This window comes from Vibrio sp. 10N.286.48.B8, from assembly GCF_003050085.1.
GTDB classification, from domain to species: Bacteria; Pseudomonadota; Gammaproteobacteria; order Enterobacterales; family Vibrionaceae; genus Vibrio; species Vibrio crassostreae.
The window spans coordinates 39,705-57,611 of sequence record NZ_PIGD01000016.1 but is presented as its reverse complement, the minus strand read 5'-3'; the positions used below and the strand labels follow the sequence as shown (position 1 = coordinate 57,611).

At 45.3% G+C, this 17,907-nt stretch carries 14 protein-coding genes; 10 read left to right on the top strand and 4 right to left on the bottom strand.

Features of this window, described 5'->3' with window-relative positions; all coding sequences use genetic code 11:
• Window positions 1–6: 6 nt before the first annotated feature.
• Complete coding sequence (pabB, locus tag CWO08_RS17410) at window positions 7–1,386, bottom strand: aminodeoxychorismate synthase component I (protein ID WP_102432742.1); 1,380 nt, start codon at window positions 1,384–1,386, stop codon at window positions 7–9.
• A gap of 254 nt (window positions 1,387–1,640) precedes the next feature.
• Between pabB and CWO08_RS17405 the strand changes: the two genes are divergently transcribed.
• From CWO08_RS17405 to CWO08_RS17370, 8 genes are all read left to right on the top strand, one after another.
• Window positions 1,641–3,158, top strand: a complete 1,518-nt coding sequence (locus tag CWO08_RS17405) for a fumarate hydratase (RefSeq protein WP_009847029.1) — start codon at window positions 1,641–1,643, stop codon at window positions 3,156–3,158.
• Window positions 3,159–3,321: 163 nt separating this feature from the next.
• Window positions 3,322–3,507 (top strand): hypothetical protein, encoded by a 186-nt coding sequence (locus tag CWO08_RS17400; protein WP_004734731.1) that lies wholly within the window; start codon window positions 3,322–3,324, stop codon window positions 3,505–3,507.
• Window positions 3,508–3,718: 211 nt separating this feature from the next.
• Complete coding sequence (locus tag CWO08_RS17395) at window positions 3,719–5,092, top strand: YcjX family protein (RefSeq protein ID WP_107899257.1); 1,374 nt, start codon at window positions 3,719–3,721, stop codon at window positions 5,090–5,092.
• Window positions 5,093–5,106: 14 nt separating this feature from the next.
• On the top strand, window positions 5,107–6,159 hold the full coding sequence (locus tag CWO08_RS17390) for a YcjF family protein (protein WP_107899258.1): 1,053 nt from the start codon (window positions 5,107–5,109) through the stop codon (window positions 6,157–6,159).
• 123 nt (window positions 6,160–6,282) lie between these two features.
• Window positions 6,283–7,827, top strand: a complete 1,545-nt coding sequence (gene tyrR, locus CWO08_RS17385) for a transcriptional regulator TyrR (RefSeq protein WP_102478495.1) — start codon at window positions 6,283–6,285, stop codon at window positions 7,825–7,827.
• An 18-nt stretch (window positions 7,828–7,845) separates the two neighbouring features.
• Window positions 7,846–8,433 (top strand): ribosomal protein S5-alanine N-acetyltransferase, encoded by a 588-nt coding sequence (rimJ, locus tag CWO08_RS17380; protein WP_048658426.1) that lies wholly within the window; start codon window positions 7,846–7,848, stop codon window positions 8,431–8,433.
• A gap of 138 nt (window positions 8,434–8,571) precedes the next feature.
• Complete coding sequence (locus tag CWO08_RS17375; protein WP_102432738.1) at window positions 8,572–9,045, top strand: DUF2947 domain-containing protein; 474 nt, start codon at window positions 8,572–8,574, stop codon at window positions 9,043–9,045.
• A 237-nt stretch (window positions 9,046–9,282) separates the two neighbouring features.
• Window positions 9,283–9,498 carry a hypothetical protein gene (locus CWO08_RS17370; protein ID WP_102478494.1) on the top strand — a complete coding sequence of 72 codons (216 nt, stop codon included), beginning with the start codon at window positions 9,283–9,285 and terminating at the stop codon, window positions 9,496–9,498.
• A 172-nt stretch (window positions 9,499–9,670) separates the two neighbouring features.
• Here the strand turns inward: CWO08_RS17370 and CWO08_RS17365 are convergent, their stop codons facing one another.
• The 3 genes from CWO08_RS17365 to CWO08_RS17355 form a co-directional block, all read right to left on the bottom strand.
• Window positions 9,671–12,523, bottom strand: coding sequence for an Hsp70 family protein (locus tag CWO08_RS17365; RefSeq protein WP_108020839.1), 2,853 nt, complete (start codon window positions 12,521–12,523; stop codon window positions 9,671–9,673).
• A 153-nt stretch (window positions 12,524–12,676) separates the two neighbouring features.
• Complete coding sequence (locus CWO08_RS17360; RefSeq protein ID WP_108020838.1) at window positions 12,677–14,635, bottom strand: Hsp70 family protein; 1,959 nt, start codon at window positions 14,633–14,635, stop codon at window positions 12,677–12,679.
• Window positions 14,635–15,267: a DUF2760 domain-containing protein gene (locus tag CWO08_RS17355; protein ID WP_048658430.1), complete on the bottom strand. Its 633-nt coding sequence runs from the start codon at window positions 15,265–15,267 to the stop codon at window positions 14,635–14,637. Before CWO08_RS17355 ends, CWO08_RS17360 begins: the two co-directional genes overlap by 1 nt.
• Before the next feature lie 348 nt (window positions 15,268–15,615).
• On the opposite strand from CWO08_RS17355, the gene CWO08_RS17350 reads away from it, so the two are divergent.
• Window positions 15,616–17,154: a diguanylate cyclase domain-containing protein gene (locus CWO08_RS17350; protein WP_108020837.1), complete on the top strand. Its 1,539-nt coding sequence runs from the start codon at window positions 15,616–15,618 to the stop codon at window positions 17,152–17,154.
• Between the two features lie 87 nt (window positions 17,155–17,241).
• On the top strand, window positions 17,242–17,772 hold the full coding sequence (locus tag CWO08_RS17345) for a 3'-5' exonuclease (RefSeq protein ID WP_102432734.1): 531 nt from the start codon (window positions 17,242–17,244) through the stop codon (window positions 17,770–17,772).
• The last annotated feature ends 135 nt before the right edge of the window (window positions 17,773–17,907 follow it).

Here is a 17,907-nt window from a genome sequence, read left to right as displayed (position 1 = left end):
CTAGGTTTAGCAATCTTCAAGTACCGGTAGAATTCGACTCAGCTTATCCAGAGTTTCTTGGTATTCAGAAGCACAATCACTATCAAATACCACACCACCGCCAGCCCATGCATAAAGCGTATTGTTCTCGGCGACTAATGTACGAATGGTAATACTGGTATCCATTCTTCCATTTCGGCTGATGTAGCCAATACTGCCGCAGTACGCTGAACGTCGATGCGGTTCTAACTCTTCAATGATCTGCATCGCGCGAACTTTTGGTGCGCCAGTAATCGAACCGCCAGGGAAACACGCTCTCAGAAGGTCAGTCGCAGAATATTGTTCATCAAGGTCTGCTCGTATCGTGCTTACCAAGTGGTGCACGGCAGGGAAGCTCTCAATATCGAACAACTTTGGTACATGCACTGTGCCCGATTTTGCCACTCGGCCAATGTCATTACGAAGTAGGTCGACGATCATCAAGTTTTCCGCCTGATCTTTATCGGCGCTTGCCAGATCTTGCGCGTTAGCATCATCAATCATCGGGTTCTCAGAACGAGGTCGTGTGCCTTTAATTGGCTTGGTTTCAATGACGTTGTCTTTGAGTTCTAAGAAACGCTCTGGCGAAACACTGATGATTGCGCAGTCGGCCAAACGGATGAAACCCGAAAAGGGTGCTGAGTTGTACTGCTCTAACTTGTCATAAGCCAGCCATTCACTGCCTTGGTATTGAGCATTGAAGCGCTGAGCTAAGTTGATCTGATAGCAGTCCCCGGATAACAGGTATTCTTGAACGCTATCGAACTTGGTGGCGTAGCTCTCTTCGCTCATATTGGATTTCCACGGTGTGGTTAATCCAAAGGGCGCATGTGTTAGGTGTGATTGACCCATTTTCTGCATCAGCCAATCATGATGTTCATCGATATTGTTACCGACAATACACGCCGTTTTCAGTTGGTGATCAACGATAACAGCCCATTCATACAAGCCAACCGCCATGTCAGGTGCTTCAATATCACGCGTTGCGAGTGATGGAAGTGTCTCGACTCTGCGCCCTAAATCATAACTAAAATAGCCTAAAGCGCCGCCAACGAATGGCAACTCAGTGTGCTCTTTAGTCGCAGGCAATAATTGCTGCTGATATTGGTCGAGTAGTTCGAAAGGATCGGAGTCTGAAACCTCGCACGTCTCATTAACATTAACGGTGGTTTTTGCACCGATTGTTTCGAAGGTGGCGATGGGTTGAGCAACTAAAATATCGTATCGACTATCAACGTGGCTTTCTGAAGCGGAGCGTAATAGCATTGCCCACGGCAGGTTTTCAATATGGGAAAACAGCTGTTTAGCTAAAGTTGATTGATATTCAAGCGGCTTGATTTGGATAGAGCGAAATTCGTTGTTATTCATTTGTTTAATTTGTGACAAAGAGTTCGATCACTGCATGGCGTGTGAGAGGAAGCAAGAGTATCATAAATTGAAAATAAAATGGGTTCTTGATTAGAACGGAGTAATCCAAGTGGTTTAGTTTAAAGCTATGCAAGCGATTGCTAAAGCAACTAAATACAGCTCAACACAATAAAAAGCTAAACCACCTAATTCGATTTGGCATAGATAGCCAAACTGTGAACCCACATGGAACCAGAACAATAAAGAGGCATGCAATGACGGTTATTCGTAAGCAAGATGTGATCAGCAGTGTCGCTGACGCACTTCAGTACATTTCTTATTATCACCCCTTAGACTTTGTCCAAGCCCTAGAAAAAGCGTACGAGAAAGAAGAGAGCCAAGCAGCTAAAGATGCAATTGCTCAGATTCTTATCAACTCGCGTATGTCTGCGGAAGGTCATCGTCCAATTTGTCAGGATACGGGTATTGTTACTTGTTTCGTGAACATCGGTATGGATGTTAGGTGGGAAACGGATCAAACAGTACAACAGATGGTTGATGAAGGCGTTCGTCAAGCTTACAACAACCCAGATAACCCATTGCGTGCATCTGTCCTAATGGACCCTGCAGGTAAGCGTATTAATACTAAAGACAACACGCCAGCGGTTGTTCACATTAATATGGTTCCGGGCAACAAAGTTGAAATCCAAATCGCAGCGAAAGGCGGTGGTTCTGAGAACAAAACTAAGATGGTTATGCTGAACCCTTCTGACGATATTGCAGAGTGGGTAGAGAAGACCTTACCAACCATGGGTGCGGGCTGGTGTCCACCGGGCATGCTAGGCATAGGTATTGGCGGTACGGCAGAGAAAGCAGCAGTACTAGCAAAAGAATCTCTGATGGAGCACATCGATATTCAAGAGCTTATCGACAAAGGTCCAGAGAACGCTGAAGAAGAGCTTCGTTTAGATATCTTCAACCGTGTAAACAAACTGGGTATTGGCGCACAAGGTCTTGGCGGTCTAACAACTGTGGTTGACGTGAAAATCAAAACAGCGCCAACGCACGCAGCCTCTAAGCCTGTCTGCTTGATCCCGAACTGTGCAGCAACACGTCACGTACATTTCACATTAGACGGCAGCGGCCCTGCAGAGCTAACACCACCTAAGTTAGAAGAGTGGCCAGATATTACTTGGGAAGCAGGTGCAAATACTCGCCGTGTTAACCTTGATGAAATTACTAAAGAAGACGTTCAAGAGTGGAAGACCGGCGAAACGGTTCTTCTATCAGGTAAGATCTTAACCGGTCGTGATGCAGCGCATAAGCGTATTCAAGGCATGCTTGAAAGTGGTGAAGGTTTACCAGAAGGTGTCGACCTGAAAGGTAAGTTCATTTACTACGTAGGCCCTGTTGATGCAGTAGGCGATGAAGCGGTAGGTCCTGCTGGCCCAACAACGTCTACTCGTATGGATAAGTTCACCGACATGATGTTAGAAGAAACCGGCATTATGGGCATGATTGGTAAAGCAGAGCGCGGCCCTGCAACGGTTGAGTCAATCAAACAACATAAATCGGTTTACCTGATGGCGGTTGGTGGTGCAGCTTATTTAGTGGCTAAAGCAATTAAAAAAGCACGTGTGGTTGCGTTTGAAGATCTCGGTATGGAAGCGATCTACGAGTTTGAAGTTGAAGACATGCCGGTAACGGTTGCTGTTGACTCGAACGGCGTGAACGCGCACCAGATCGGCCCTGACACGTGGAAAGTGAAAATTGCTGAAGCTGAAAAAGCATAATTTACCGAAGTCAAAAGTCGTAACAGGCGCTAGCTTCAGCGTTTGAATTGCAATTTTTGACAGAAAGTTAAAGACAAAAGTGCAGCATTATCTGCACTTTTGTCATATTATCAATGATATAGTGATAAACACATAGTTTGATATAAGAATATAGGAGAGAGGAATGCCTCGTTTTATTCAGATCCTACAGATTATCTTGGCAGTGGTGATTGGTGCTTTTGTTGGCTACGACCTGATCTTGAAAGGGATCAGTATCTTTGATAATAAATACGTGACGATTACCTGTGCACTTTGGCTAATCGCAGAGATTGCACTGTTTGTTATCTACAAGTTGATTGAAGACGATTAAGAGTCGGATATCGCAGAAAAATTCTAAAGCCCCTGATTATGAATGTAGTCAGGGGCTTTTATTCATCTAGCATTAAGAATGTGTATTGCATACTCATTACTATTAGTAAAAGAACAAGCAAAAGCATACATATTATCCCAACAGGGAAAGAACATAGGCTTGCCTCTCTATTATCATAATCAGCTAGCCTAACTATCACGGAGTCGTTCAAATGAAACACCTAACTCAAGAAATGAGTGACTTTATAAGCAGAGGAACGGATTCTCACATTCGAGTAGCGGTCACTGGACTTTCTCGTGCGGGTAAGACAGCCTTCATTACTTCGCTGGTTAATCAGCTTCTTCATACGTCTACCCACAAAAATCTGCCTCTACTTGCATCAGCGAGAGATGGAAGAATTATTGGCGCAAAGCGCATCCCGCAACACAACATGATGATCCCACGCTTCTCTTATGATGAGGCGATGGAATCTTTGAATGCGCAGCCACCAGAATGGCCAGTGCCGACGCGCGATGTCAGTGAGATTCGTCTAGCCATCAAATATAAGCCAGCTAAAGGCGCAAAGAAGCTGCTGAGCAAAAACAGCACCCTTTATCTCGATATTGTCGATTATCCAGGTGAGTGGCTACTTGATTTACCTTTGCTGGATATGGACTTTGATACTTGGAGCCAATCCCAATTCGCCGCACTCAAAGGCGATAGAGAAACCTACTCGCAACAGTGGAACGCAATGCGTGGTGATATCGATTTGCTAGCAGAAGCGGACGAAAAGAAACTGGTCGCGATTGCCGATAGCTATACCCAGTACCTTCATACTTGTAAAAGTAACGGACTGCATTGGGTACAGCCGGGTCGATTCGTATTGCCGGGTGAGCTTGAAGGTGCGCCTGTGCTGCAATTCTTCCCGTGTGCTGCGCCCGAGGGTAAATTCTCGAAAACCAGCAACTATGCGGTTTTAAAAGCGCGTTATGAAGAGTATCAACAGAAGGTCGTAAAGGCGTTCTATAAGAATCACTTTGCCACGTTCGACAGACAAATCGTGCTGGTGGATTGCTTACAACCACTTAACGCAGGCTATGACTCTTTCATGGACATGCGTGGTGCGTTAGAACAGTTATTGAAGAGCTTTAAGTACGGGCGAAGCAATATGCTAAGACGCTTGTTTGCGCCGAAGATCGACAAGATTTTGTTCGCCGCAACCAAGGCCGATCACGTGACACCGGATCAACATCCGAACTTAGTATCACTGTTACAGCAGATGGTACACCCTGCTTGGCAACAGGCGGCGTTTGAACATATCGACATGAGTTGTATGAGCATCGCGTCTATTCAAGCGACCAGTGCGGGATATATTTCGTCGGGTTCAGACAATGTTCCAGCACTGCAAGGTGTCACTTTAAATAACGAGCCTCAAACCATGTATCCGGGTGAGGTGCCGCGCAAACTGCCGAACAAACAGTATTGGGAAACCAACCAATTTGATTTCACGAGCTTTAGGCCAATGGAGCAACACTCCGATGAGCCTTGTCAGCATCTGAGAGTCGACAAGGTTTTAGAGTATCTCATTGGCGACAAGTTGAAGTAATTGAGGCAATCAAAATGAGTGAATTAAAAACAAAGCAGGTCTTTGATGAACCGTTGAAGACCTCGTTCGACGAGCCTGATAAGAGTGAAGTTACCCCTGATTTGGGTGCTCAAAAGCTATTTACGGTACAAGAGAAGTTTGTACCCGTCGCGCCACAAGTGGAAACCGACCTTGATGGTGAAGCTGAACAGCAATTGGAACAAGTGATTCGACCGAGTAAAAAGAAGAAGTGGTTTGGAACGGGTCTATTGATCGCTTTTTCTGGCCTCGTTGGATGGCAAGCAATTGATTCGGTCATTACCGCGATTCAAACTGCTGAGTGGCTTGCATTAGGTTGGGCAGGCTTTATTGCTGCCATTGCTTCATTGGGTTTAGGCGCAATAGGCAAAGAGCTATGGAAACTGCGCTCGCTTAAAGACCACTTTAGTGTGCAAGAGCAGAGTGAAGAGCTCTTGCAAAGCCAAAGTGTCGGCAAGGGTAAAGCGTTCTGTGAAAACATCGCCAAGCAAGGCGGTATTATTGCTGAGTCACCTTCGTACGATAAGTGGCAAAACAGCATTAACCCAGCACACAGTGATGCAGAAGTGTTGGATATGTACGATGCGTTGGTTGTTGCTCAGCAAGATAAAGTGGCTACTCAAATCGTCACTAAGTTCTCAACCGAATCGGCGGCTTTGGTTGCAGTGAGTCCATTGGCTGCTGCTGATATGTTGCTGGTGGCGTGGCGTAATTTCACCATGATAGACAAGCTTGCTGATGTGTATGGTATCGAGCTTGGCTACTGGTCTCGTATTAAGCTATTTAAACTGGTGTTAATCAACATGGCTGCTGCAGGAGCCAGTGAACTCGCGATTGATGCGAGCATGGATCTCGTCTCGATGGACCTTGCAGGCAAAGTCTCAGCTCGAGCAGGGCAGGGGCTAGGTGTCGGTATCCTTACGGCGAGACTGGGCTTAAAAGCCATGACATTACTGCGTCCTATGCCTTGGCATAACGAACGAAAAGTAAAACTGGCAGACCTCCGCAAAGCCGTCCTTTCAGAAATAAAGCGTATTACTCTCAAATAAAGCATTGAAAGGTCAATAGTTTGAGAAGAAGAGTAAACATATGTTTACTCTTCTTCTTGACTGAACTCAGAGCTTAATCCACACTACTGTCAACTTATCCTGACACCTATAATAGGACTATTTGTGCGTCTTGAAGTATTGTGTGAAGACAGACTCGGCTTAACGCGTGAGTTGCTCGATATCTTGGCCTCAAAAAGCATTGATTTAAGAGGAATCGAAATTGATGTTAAAGGCATTATCTACCTAAACTGCCCTGATATCGATTTTGATGCTTTTAGTGAGCTTATGGCTGAAATTCGCCGAATTTCAGGTGTGAAGGATGTACGTAAAATCCAATTTATGCCAAGCGAAAGGCATAACACAGAGCTGATTGCTCTGCTGGCAAACCTGCCTGACCCTGTGATTGCGATTGACCTTAAAGGCTCAGTCGACATGGCTAACCACGCTGCACTGAACCTCTTCAACAAGCAAGAAGACGAAGTCATCGGTGAACCGTTAGCGACGTTCGTTCCTAGCTTTAACTTTGTTCGTTGGATTGAAGGCGATGTAACGCGCCATCGTGAAGTTGTCGTGTTGGATGGTTTAGATTTCTCGATTGAAATCCTACCAATTTACCTTGGTGGTGATGTCAACGAAGCGGTACTGGCAAGTGCAGTAATGACGATTCGTTCTTGTAATCAAGAGATGAACTCGCCAGATTCAATTCCAGAACAGAACAACCTAGGTTTCGAACACTTTGTTGGTGTCTCTAATCGCCATAAAGCTTTGATCAGTCAAGCTAAGAAATTGGCTATGCTGGATCAGCCTCTATTAATTGAAGGCGATACGGGTACGGGTAAAGAGATGCTAGCAAAAGCGTGTCATAACCGTTCAAATCGTTCTTCTTTCCCATTCTTGATTCTAAGCTGTGCATCAATGCCTGATGACGTAGCGGAAACCGAATTGTTTGGTCATGCACCGGGTTCGTTTAACCATGAACAAGGGCATAAAGGCATTTTCGAGCAAGCGAATGGCGGCACGGTATTTTTAGATGAAATTGGCGAAATGAGCCCACATCTACAAATCAAACTGCTGCGTTTCCTACAAGATGGTTCATTCCGTCGTGTGGGTGAAGAAGAAGAGATGCACGCGGATGTTCGTATTATTGCATCAACGCGCCATCGTCTTTCTGAATTAGCAGACTCCGGCTCGTTCCGTGAAGACTTGTTCTACCGCTTGAATGTACTGACTCTGTCTATCCCTGCATTGCGTGAACGCTCAAACGACGTAGCGCCGCTGTTGGAACTGTTCGTTGCAAAGTACGCGCAGCAATTAGGTATGTTAAAACCAAAACTGACTCAAGAACTAATCGACCAGCTTGGTAATTACCAATGGCCGGGCAACATTCGTCAGTTAGACAACATGGTTCTACGCGCATTAACAGAGTTGGATTCAGACACGCTAACGGTTGAGCAATTCCACTTGCCAAAGCTTGAAACCATGACAGCAGGAATGGCGAACTTAAGCTTAGATGGTTCTCTGGATGAGATCATGAAAGACTATGAATCTCAGATTCTAGAGAAGCTTTATCAGTCTTTCCCATCAAGCCGTAAGCTTGCAAAGCGTTTGAATGTATCTCACACCTCAATTGCGAATAAGCTTCGTGATTACGGTATCAGAAAGAACTGATCGAATAAGAACAAGATTATGGAAGATTTGAGTACACCAGAGCGCATTTATAAGCATGATGGTAATCTGATTCTACGCACGGCTGAAATTGATGACGCTGGCATGATCAGCGAGTACTTTCAGGTTAACAGAGAGTACCTGAAACCTTGGGAACCGATTCGCGAAGATGCGTTCTTTGATAGAGCGAGTTGGGCGCAGCGACTGATCAAGTTAAACGAGCTTCATAAAATGGGGCTAGGCTATTACTGTTTACTGATTAACGCTGACTCTAATGAAATGTTAGGCACCATATCGTTCAGTAATTTGTCTCGTTTTCCGTTCTACGCTTGTAATGTCGGTTACTCATTGGCTCAAAGTGCACAGGGGCACGGTTACATGCGCAGGGGCTTGAGCATGGCGAAGGACTACATGTTTGATGTGCAGAACATGCACCGCTTAATGGCGGGCTACATGCCTCACAACGAACGCAGTGCGGGTGTATTAGAACATCTTGGTTTTGTTCGAGAAGGCTTTGCCAAAGACTACCTACAGATTAACGGTAAATGGGAAGACCATGTGCTGACCGCGTTGGTTAACCCAAACTGGGAAGACAGACGCACGGTTTAAATAAATAGTATTTAAGCGCACAAGCTAACAACGAATTTAAAGGCAGCGAATATCAAGCGATCTCTAATCGCCGCTGTATCAAAAAGAACAGATAGGCATGGTAATCCATCAGCCTGAGAAGATATTTGAGGAATTTTGATGTCATACACAACTTTGGACGAATACCAAAGAAAATGGATTTTCACCCACCAGTCAATGCCGCTTCCAGCAGAGGACTTGGAAAAGATTAAGCCAATGACACAGGCAAGAGCATCTCAGTTCTGGAAAGAGAACGTGAGCCCTCAAAGCCCAGACGCAGAACGACTAAGCTCGCAAGACTGGCCAAGCAAAGCATCGAACTGGAATGAAGAGATCAGCTGGATGGCGCATTGGGAAGCGGATGAGCCTGATATGCCAGAAGAGATTCTTAATTTTATCGATTGGCAAGATGACGTAACTGTTTATTTTTGTTACGAAAAATATAATGTTCTTGAAACAAAGTGGGCGATTTTCAAGAAGCATTGGAAGAACTTTTTGTTCTACGATGACGGTCCAATTCTACTCGGTCGTCGTCGTTCAGAAGCACTTTGGTTTGCTACAAATGGCACGGTGAAAATCGGTAACCGAGCTTAAGCTTTAGAACGTATGTATAGCTGTATAAAAGCGAGCCTAGTGCTCGCTTTTTTTGTGTCGGTGGATCTTTGAAGATCGTTGCGAAACACCCACTGTTTGAACCTGAAAATTGAATCGAATTCCTACTCGTTTAAAAACGGAAATTCACGAAATTGAGATCGCTATCTCATTGGCTTAGTTGAAGTTTTATGGTGTTGGGCTATCTTTATAGTACTGCCTTAGTGGAGGTGAAGTATTATGATTTGGGATACTCTCGAACGTGTAAATAAACTTCGCAAGGAAGCAATGGAGGATCCGGATTTTCTGGATTCGGCAAGAATGCATGAGCAATGGCTTTTAAGCGAAACTCATAATCAATCTAAGAATGGAGAGAAAGAGAAGAAACCGAAAAAGTTATCAGACATCTATGAAAACACCGAATTTCCAATTAACCCAACCGGAACGAAACATTAATAATGATTAACTGCAACACGGCTAAGGCTCTTAACCAAAAAGCTATAAGTCGATTAAACATACCAGCCTTAAGCCACCCATAAAAAAGCCACTTTCAACGAACCGAAAGTGGCTTTTTCTTTTCTCGTTAGCTTCTTTACTCGTTAACAACTAAAGCTAATCGTTTTAAATGCTAGCTATTGATCAGGCTTAAGCCGCTTGGTAATGCATCACCAAACACGCGCTTAGACTCGCTCTCTGAAAGCTCAGTAACTTCACTTACTAGCGTTAGCCAAGACTCTGGCACCTTGCTTTGCTTTAACTTTTCAAGAACTTGAGCACGGTAGTCATCAGAGATATCGAACTGACGGTCACCCGTCTTACGACAAATCATCACAGCCGCGAAGGCAATCATCTGCTCTTTCTGCCAATTCTGGTCAAGCAGCTTTGGTAACCACTGTTCTGCTTGCTCTCTTGGAATGACGCTGTGCTGGCTTCCGTATAACGGTGTGCGAGACGCTAAGCGACCTAGCGCCCACCAGTGCGCTTGTTCAAATTGGTTATGATTAATCGCTTTGCTTAAGAACCAACTTGCCAGCAGTACCTTGTCTTCAACTTCTAGTTGCTCAAGCGATGCGGCTAATCGCACCATGGCTTCGTAACCATTGTCTTGTGCATCTTTGGCCGTTTTAGGGTTTTTCATTGCGCCTGGGTGAAGGTACTTAGCGATGTCCGCTAAGATACTCTCTTGCTGCTCTTGATTCAGGCCACCCGCAACTCGACGCCAGAATACCCACCAATCTGTCCAACCTTGATGGTTCTGGAATTGGATGTTTTGTTGGTAGAGCCCCCAAATTTGTTCAATACGCCATGAGTCGGTTGGATCACCAAAGCCAGGTCGCATAGAGTAACCCGCCAAACGGAGCCAGTTCTTCTCATGAGCTTCAGAGCGACGACGGCGCCTACGACCTAATGAGAACGAATCAAACAGGTGACGGAGAGTCGTAAAGTCCCACTCTTCGCGCTTACCAAGTCGTTTCTCAAGATCTTTGGCCAGCGTTTTGATCTCTTTAGACTCAGCACTTTTCTTGTTGCCGCTGTACAGACGAGAAATCAACTCCTTACACTCATCCAATCTTGGATGAAGTTTAGAGTTGTCGGATTCATCGCCTTGCTTGTTTCTGACTTCGAACTCAAGCAACCAACGCTTGGTGTCATCTTCTGTACTCACACACTCCATTTTCAATGTGCCGACTTCGGTTAATTGACAAGCGAGCAATACTTCAACGCGCTCCTTTTGGTTAGCTTGAAGCTCTGCAGTACCAGACCCTTCCAGCGTAGAAATATAAGGTGGAAGAGGGGAGAACAAGTCCGCATCGACATTGACCATCACACCATTTTGAATGGCGGTGTCATGAGCAATTTGATCGTGCGTTGAAGTCAGTAGATTGAAACGTACCGGCTCACCCAAAGTCAGTGAGAAACGACGGCTGTTCAAACGTATTTCTTGGCCTTCTTCAGTCCCTTTGGCAAGCAGACAAAGCGCTTTACCCATTTTGTTCTTTTCTTGTAGATGTAAGAAGTAAGAACGAGCCGCACCGCCACCGATTTTCAGTTGCGCGCCACGACGTGCTTTACCAAAGGCAACTGCGCCTAGCGCGACAGACCAGTCTGGGTGAGGGTTATCTAATACTGTGATTGGAGCGCCGTTCCAGTTACCTAGTAGCTGAGTAATACGCTCTGTGACAAGTTCACTGTTGAACACACCGCCGTTAAGCAGCACACCAACAGGGATAGCAGGCTTAGTGTCATCGAACTCAATCGAGTCTGAGTTTTCCAGCGCAGCTTTTGACACTTGTTGATGTGTCGTTAGGAACTCTGCAACATGTTTGCTGACCGCAGGATCGGCAACGTAAGGCAGGCCGAATTCAACCACGGCACTGCGGCGTTTGTCTGGTGTTTCAGTAAACTCAGAAAGCGGGAAGAAACCTTCCAATGCGATTTGATGAACTTCTTGTTTGGTTAAACCAATACTCTTGGTACCGCCAAGTAGCTTTGAACCGCTGCCCAGCATGGTGATTTTCACATCATCGGGTGCATTGGCAGAAAGCAGGCTCTCTTTTGCGGCGCGAGTTTGCTGAATCAGTTTGGTTAGGCTAGAGGCATTTAGCTTTTTGTTTTGATTGAAGCGTTGCTCTGCAAGGTGAGCGAGGGCTAAATCTAGGTTATCACCACCGAGCATTAAGTGTTCGCCAACACCGATACGGTCGAGTGCTAGCTCGTTGTGGCCTTGCATGTCCGAATTGCTATTAGCATCGAATTTGGCTTCAATTAAGCTCAAGTCGGTAGTACCACCGCCGACATCACACACTAAGATCAATGGGATCTGTTGAAGCTCTTTCGCAGCAGTTTGTTGGTGGCGTGCATACCAGTCATAACAAACGGCTTGCGGCTCTTCGAGTAACAGAATCTTACCTAAGCCTGCGAGTTCTGCGGCTTCAAGTGTCAGCTTACGTGCTGTCTCATCGAATGAAGCCGGAACCGTCACTACAACATCTTGGTCTTCAAGTTTGTTGCTTGGGTTGCGGTAGTTCCATGCTTGGCGAATGTGATTCAGGTAGCTTGCACTTGCGACAACTGGCGAGACTTTATCAACATCAGCTGCGCCTGCCCAAGGCAGAATGTCGGAGTTACGATCCACCGCTTGGTGTGATAACCAGCTTTTAGCACTCGACACTTGGCGGCCTTCAACCTTAGCACCCAATTCACGGGCCCATTCTCCAACGATAACGTTCTTAATATCGCCTTCAACTGGGCTTGGTTCCCAGGGCATAGTCAGGTCAGAAGGGGAGATTTGACCTTGTGCAGGGTGGTAACGAAATGATGGTAGTAGAGGCTTGCGAACCACTTCACCGGGGCCGATGAGTTGGTCAATATCGAAAAGAGAAACGGGAGCATGTTGTAGGTCGTCGTTGATTTCACAGTAAGCGACAACCGTATTCGTTGTGCCTAAGTCAATGCCGACTAAAAAACGAGGAGTTGCCATACAAAACCTTATTCTTCCAGAGTGATGACCAGTTTTTTGATAGCTTTGGTCTTATTGTTGTTATTCGTAAACGCCATTCCTGAAAAACAGGTAGGACTAGGTTGAGAACTGCATTGATAAAGTAACGGCACCCGCTAAGGTGCCGTTGATTCATTATGCTTGTTCGTTTGAGTCGCTATTCGTATCTTCACGAACGTCAAACTCAACGTGCCATTTCTGACCATTGTCAGTGGCAATCGCTTCTAGGTATAAAGTACCTAGCTCAGTAACTCGAGAAGCCAAAGTAACTGGAACCACTTCACCTTCGCGACGGCCTTCTGAAACAGGCAGTGTCACTTGGATTTCAGGAAGCTCATCGAGCTCTTCTGGTGCCCAGTGATCAAGATGAGTACCCGCTTGATCTTCACGACGAATGGTTGAACCGAAGAATTGGAAGTGAACCGGCTGGCCAATCACTAGGCCGAACTCTTGGCTAGGTACTTGAACGCTTGAACCTTCTTCCATACCAAATGGTGCAACACACAGTGCTTCCATTGGAGGAGCCATACCTGGGATTGCTGGCATCGCGCTTTCAATTCCTACGTAGTAAGAAGATGCGATACCACCACGGATACGAACACCTTGGCCACGACGAACTGCGCCGTAGTAAGAAGCGCCGCTTGCAACCGCTAGGTCTAGGTCTAAACCTGAAAGCTGTTTAGCGAACTCTTCGTCAGCATTGATCAGCCATTCGTTGATCGTGTCTGAAAGACGATCAGCAAGTAGGTTTGATTTTAGAACACCACCATTGAACAGGATTGCTGTTGGCTTGATGAAGTCTGCCGCTGGCGCTTCTGACCCTTGCGCTTGTGTACCGGGCATACCGGGCATGTTTGCAAACGGGTTGAAATCTTGCTGAGCCGTTTCGCTATTTCCAGAAAGCGCGTTCGCTTGCTTAGAAAGGAATGCGGCGATGTGACGAGTAATACCCGCATCTTGAGCGTAAGGCAGACCCATTTGAGTCAGTGCGCCACGCGTCTTTTGTACTGGGTGCTCTGTCACAGCAACTTTCGGGAAGAAGCCATCAACCAATGTTTGTTGTACTTCTTGTTGAGTCAGTTCTGTTTTCAGCGTCGCGCCAAGTAGCTTAGAACCACGGCTTGGTACAACGATAGGCACGGATTGCAGCTCTGCATCGTTAAGTAGTGCTTCTTTCGCATCACGACATGCGTGAGTCATGGCTTGAACCTGCCAAGGAGCCAGCTCTTTGCCTTCTTGCGCCAGTTTCATTTTCAGGCGGTAAGCTAATGCTAAGTCCATGTTGTCGCCGCCAAGTAGGATGTGTTCACCTACAGCGATACGATTCAGGCTTAAGTTACCGTCGTCTTGTGTTACTTCAACTAGCGAAAGGTCGGTTGTACCACCACCAATATCGACAACAAGAACGATGTCACCAACGTTTACTTCATCACGCCATGTGTCGTTGCTGTTATCAATCCAGCTGTAAAGAGCCGCTTGTGGCTCTTCAAGAAGCGTTAGGTGAGTGAAACCAACATTACGTGCAGCTTCTGCTGTTAGGTCACGAGCCGCAGGATCAAACGAAGCAGGAACCGTGATTGTTACGTCTTGGTCTGCCAGTTTGTGTTCTGGGTTAGCGTGGTTCCATGCGTCTTTAAGGTGCTCAAGGTACAGTTCAGTTGTCTTAAGCGGAGATACTTTTTCTACTTCTTCAGGGCTGCCTGCAGGAAGGAAAGTATCGCGACGGTTTACACCACCGTGGCATAGCCAAGATTTTGCACTTGCTACCAAACGGATAGGGGTTTTAGAGCCAAGGTTACGAGCAATCGCACCCACTAGTGCTTTCGGCTCTGAAGACCAAGGAAGAACGCGAGAGCCCGCATTCATTTCATGTTCGTGCGGTTGGTAAAGGAACGAGCCAAGTTGGCTGCGAGTTTCTACTGTACCAGGAGCCGTAAGCTGAGGGATTGGCATCACCTCAACGCGTGCATCTTCATTGGTTGTATCGATGAAAGACAAAACGCAGTGTGTGGTACCTAAATCGATACCAACACTGAACTTAGGTGCCTGATGCTCTTGTGAATGCTCTTGAGCTGAATGACTTTGGTGTTCCATTATAGCTCCACCTCTGCCGGTGCAATTACAGATGCATCGTAGTTTTCAGCAAGCTTAGGCAGATTCATGTCAGTTGCTTTCCAACCTTTGTGAACCAGTGTGCCGTTGAATGGCGCATTACCTGTTACGTTGCCTGTTAGGCGAATTTCTTGAGGGTTGAAACCTTCAGCGATAGTGATACGTGTTTCTTCATCTTCGCTGCGGATATGAGAAAGCGTTACGTAGTCTGCTAATACTTTTTGACCGCCAGTGTGAATAACACGAGCTGCTGCGCCAACTTCTTCATCAGAGAATGACGTTAGGTCTTCTTTTAGGAAGTCAATTAAACGCGCTTCTTGCTGCATGATAGACAGTAGCTGCATCGCTGAATCAGTTGGGGCTGTTGCCAGCTTAGATTCAACTTCTACTACTTTTTCGATAACACGTTCAACTTCAACAACTTTCTCTACTTCGACAATTTTTTCAACTGGCTTTTCAACTTCAACGATCTTCTCTACTGGTTTTTCTACGACTTTCTCAACCACTTTGGTTTTACGAGAAACGGCAATTAGCAGTAGTAAAACGCTTGATGCAGTTAGGCCTGCGTGAAGCATATCAAACGTTTGTGGGATTAGGTTCAAATCAACGATCATAGTGATTTCTCTTTAAAATTGATTTAACGGTATATTCGTCGGTTCAAAGGAATATACAGGTTGGAAAGAAACTCAGTGGCGTGAAGCCGAATTGGTCACTTTCAAGCTATAAATATGGGTGGATACTAGCATATTCAAGGCTTAAGAGTGGTATTTAATGCTTTCAATCAAGTGGGTTTTTAGTGTGTTAGCTTGAAATTTAGTCGAGATTTGCCTGAATATTGGCCTCTGATGTGAGGGGCAGGTAAACAATGCCTGTTTTATGTTAGTTTTTAGACCAAACATAAATGGAGCATGATCCCCTTCCGTTATATACTTTTAACTCATTAGAGCCTATTTGGAAGCCACATGCCCCACACAACCGACCCATTAACAGGGTTGAAGAGACGAACTCTCCCATTGGTCGTATTTTCGGTCAGTTTTTTGATTACTGTGTTGTGTTTTATATTAGTCGCACTCAACCAAAACCGCGCGTTAAATATGAATCTGGATAGCTTTGCTACTCACCAGACATTGAGCTTGGAAGCGTTTATCGCTAATGATGTGGCTTATATTGGTTCCGGTGCTAATTTTTTCTATTCTAACGACCCTGAAAACTGGGATAAATTTGATCGTTTTGCCCAGCAAACCATTAATGACTCAAAAAGCTTAATCGGCTTACAGTGGATGCAAAAAGTGCCGGCAGACGAGATTGCCGAGCATACCGATAAGATGAAAGCAAAATACCCGTCTTACGAGCTGTATACAATCCCAAAACATGAAGCCAAAACCTATGGTTACGTCTTAGATGGTGAACCCATCTTTGTAGCTAGCGATATGTATCCCAATACCGAAGCAAACAACAGTGTTCTTGGTTTTTACTCTTCTCGCGAGCGATTCAAGCTGGTTTTAGACAATATTAAACACACGCGCAAAGCGAATATTTCAGACAAAGTTCGCTTGCTTCAAGACGGCTTAGACCAAGACATACAAAAGACAGGTATGCTGGTCTATCATCCTGTATTTGAGGGTGAAAGCGACAACCTACTCGGCGTTGTAATTGGTGTGGTTCGTACGACGTATTACTTTGAAAACTTACTGGCTTCGGCAGTGGGCGACATGGATGTCTATATTCGTGTTACCGATACGGGTTTCGAAGCAGAAGACTCCCCAATCTTGTTTGAAACCGAGGGTTATGAAGCTGTTTCTGGCCACCACATAACAAAGACGATTGAATTGACTAACCGTGATTGGAAGGTTGATTACAAAATAGATTCATGCATCTCTTTTTATGGCTATTTGGTATTAACTGGAATTGTCTTAGTGGGGACAACCATCTCTTTGTTGTTGGCGTATATCGTTAACATGCAAATCCGAGAGAAAGAACGTTTGTATCAAATGCTTGATAAAAGAACAGAAGAACTTCGTTTTTTAGCCAACCATGACAGTCTTACGGAAGTTTATAACCGACGTGCTTTCAATAAGATGTTAGATAAAGCGATACAGCGAAATGAACCCTTTAGTCTTATCGGATTTGATGTCGATATGTTCAAAGGTATTAACGACGAATTCGGTCACCCAGCAGGGGATGCGTTACTCATTCATGTCATCAAGTTGATTTCAGTGAGCCTGAAAGAGGGGGATAACCTATTTCGTATCGGTGGTGACGAGTTCTGTATCATTTCTAGCATTACAACCCATGAAGCGCTAGACCGCTATTTACAATGCATTCTAAGCACAGTGAGTCACTCTCATTGTGAGCACAAAGGTCGACAGCTAAGTTGTACTTTGAGTATTGGTGCTGCCATTCGTGCCAACGAAAACACGGAAGAGATTCTGCAAAAAACAGACAGTATGCTCTATCAAAGTAAGTCGAATGGCCGAAATCGAGTGACAATTGCAGGCTAAATGAGCACTTGATACAACTAGGGTCGAGTTCTGTATTGGGCTCATGTACAATTTCACGAAATTTTTGACGAGAGAATTAGGCGACGTATGAATCACAATCGAGTGGTGTGTTTCGATTTGGAAATGTGCTGTTGGAGCGAAGACGGTGTGGGAACAACAGGGGAGATCATTGAAGTTGGTCTTGCTGAGATTGATCTGGCATCCGGAACTATCGTGAAACGAGCGCAATACTACGTTAAGCCAGAGAAAGACGAAGTCTCTCTATTCTGTGCCGAGTTAACGGGCATTACACCTCGTAAAATCGAAAAGCAGGGTCGCCCATTAGAGTCTGTTATCAAGTCGATGATTAAGAACTTCGGTGGTCCCAAAAAAATCTATGCAGCGTGGGGGCGTGACGACCTTATCTTACACAAAGAGTGTATTGAAAAAGGCATCGAACCGCCGTTCAGCGAGTTCTTGAATATCGCAACGCTTTATCGAGTTCAGAATCGATTGAAAGACAAACGCATTGGTCACCGCGCCGCTCAAGAAGCGAAAAATATTGAGTGGGAAGGTCGTCAACACTCGGGTTATGTTGATGCTTATAACTTGGCAAAGCTTGTGCTGACGATGCTTTAGTACCTGTCTTTTATATTGCAGGTTGAACTTCGATCAAGTAGAACATCTGAAGAATAAGCGACAAAAACCTCTATTTATCCGTTGGGTAAATAGAGGTTTTCTATTTATTACTATAAGGTTAGTTGTTCTTTACTT

Bases quoted from the DNA above. Each gene is read 5' to 3' on its own strand.
- pabB (WP_102432742.1), bottom strand. From the start codon at position 1,386: ATGAATAACAACGAATTTCGCTCTATCCAAATCAAGCCGCTTGAATAT.
- CWO08_RS17405 (WP_009847029.1), top strand. From the start codon at position 1,641: ATGACGGTTATTCGTAAGCAAGATGTGATCAGCAGTGTCGCTGACGCA.
- CWO08_RS17400 (WP_004734731.1), top strand. From the start codon at position 3,322: ATGCCTCGTTTTATTCAGATCCTACAGATTATCTTGGCAGTGGTGATT.
- CWO08_RS17395 (WP_107899257.1), top strand. From the start codon at position 3,719: ATGAAACACCTAACTCAAGAAATGAGTGACTTTATAAGCAGAGGAACG.
- CWO08_RS17390 (WP_107899258.1), top strand. From the start codon at position 5,107: ATGAGTGAATTAAAAACAAAGCAGGTCTTTGATGAACCGTTGAAGACC.
- rimJ (WP_048658426.1), top strand. From the start codon at position 7,846: ATGGAAGATTTGAGTACACCAGAGCGCATTTATAAGCATGATGGTAAT.
- CWO08_RS17375 (WP_102432738.1), top strand. From the start codon at position 8,572: ATGTCATACACAACTTTGGACGAATACCAAAGAAAATGGATTTTCACC.
- CWO08_RS17370 (WP_102478494.1), top strand. From the start codon at position 9,283: ATGATTTGGGATACTCTCGAACGTGTAAATAAACTTCGCAAGGAAGCA.
- CWO08_RS17365 (WP_108020839.1), bottom strand. From the start codon at position 12,523: ATGGCAACTCCTCGTTTTTTAGTCGGCATTGACTTAGGCACAACGAAT.
- CWO08_RS17360 (WP_108020838.1), bottom strand. From the start codon at position 14,635: ATGGAACACCAAAGTCATTCAGCTCAAGAGCATTCACAAGAGCATCAG.
- CWO08_RS17355 (WP_048658430.1), bottom strand. From the start codon at position 15,267: ATGATCGTTGATTTGAACCTAATCCCACAAACGTTTGATATGCTTCAC.
- CWO08_RS17350 (WP_108020837.1), top strand. From the start codon at position 15,616: ATGCCCCACACAACCGACCCATTAACAGGGTTGAAGAGACGAACTCTC.
- CWO08_RS17345 (WP_102432734.1), top strand. From the start codon at position 17,242: ATGAATCACAATCGAGTGGTGTGTTTCGATTTGGAAATGTGCTGTTGG.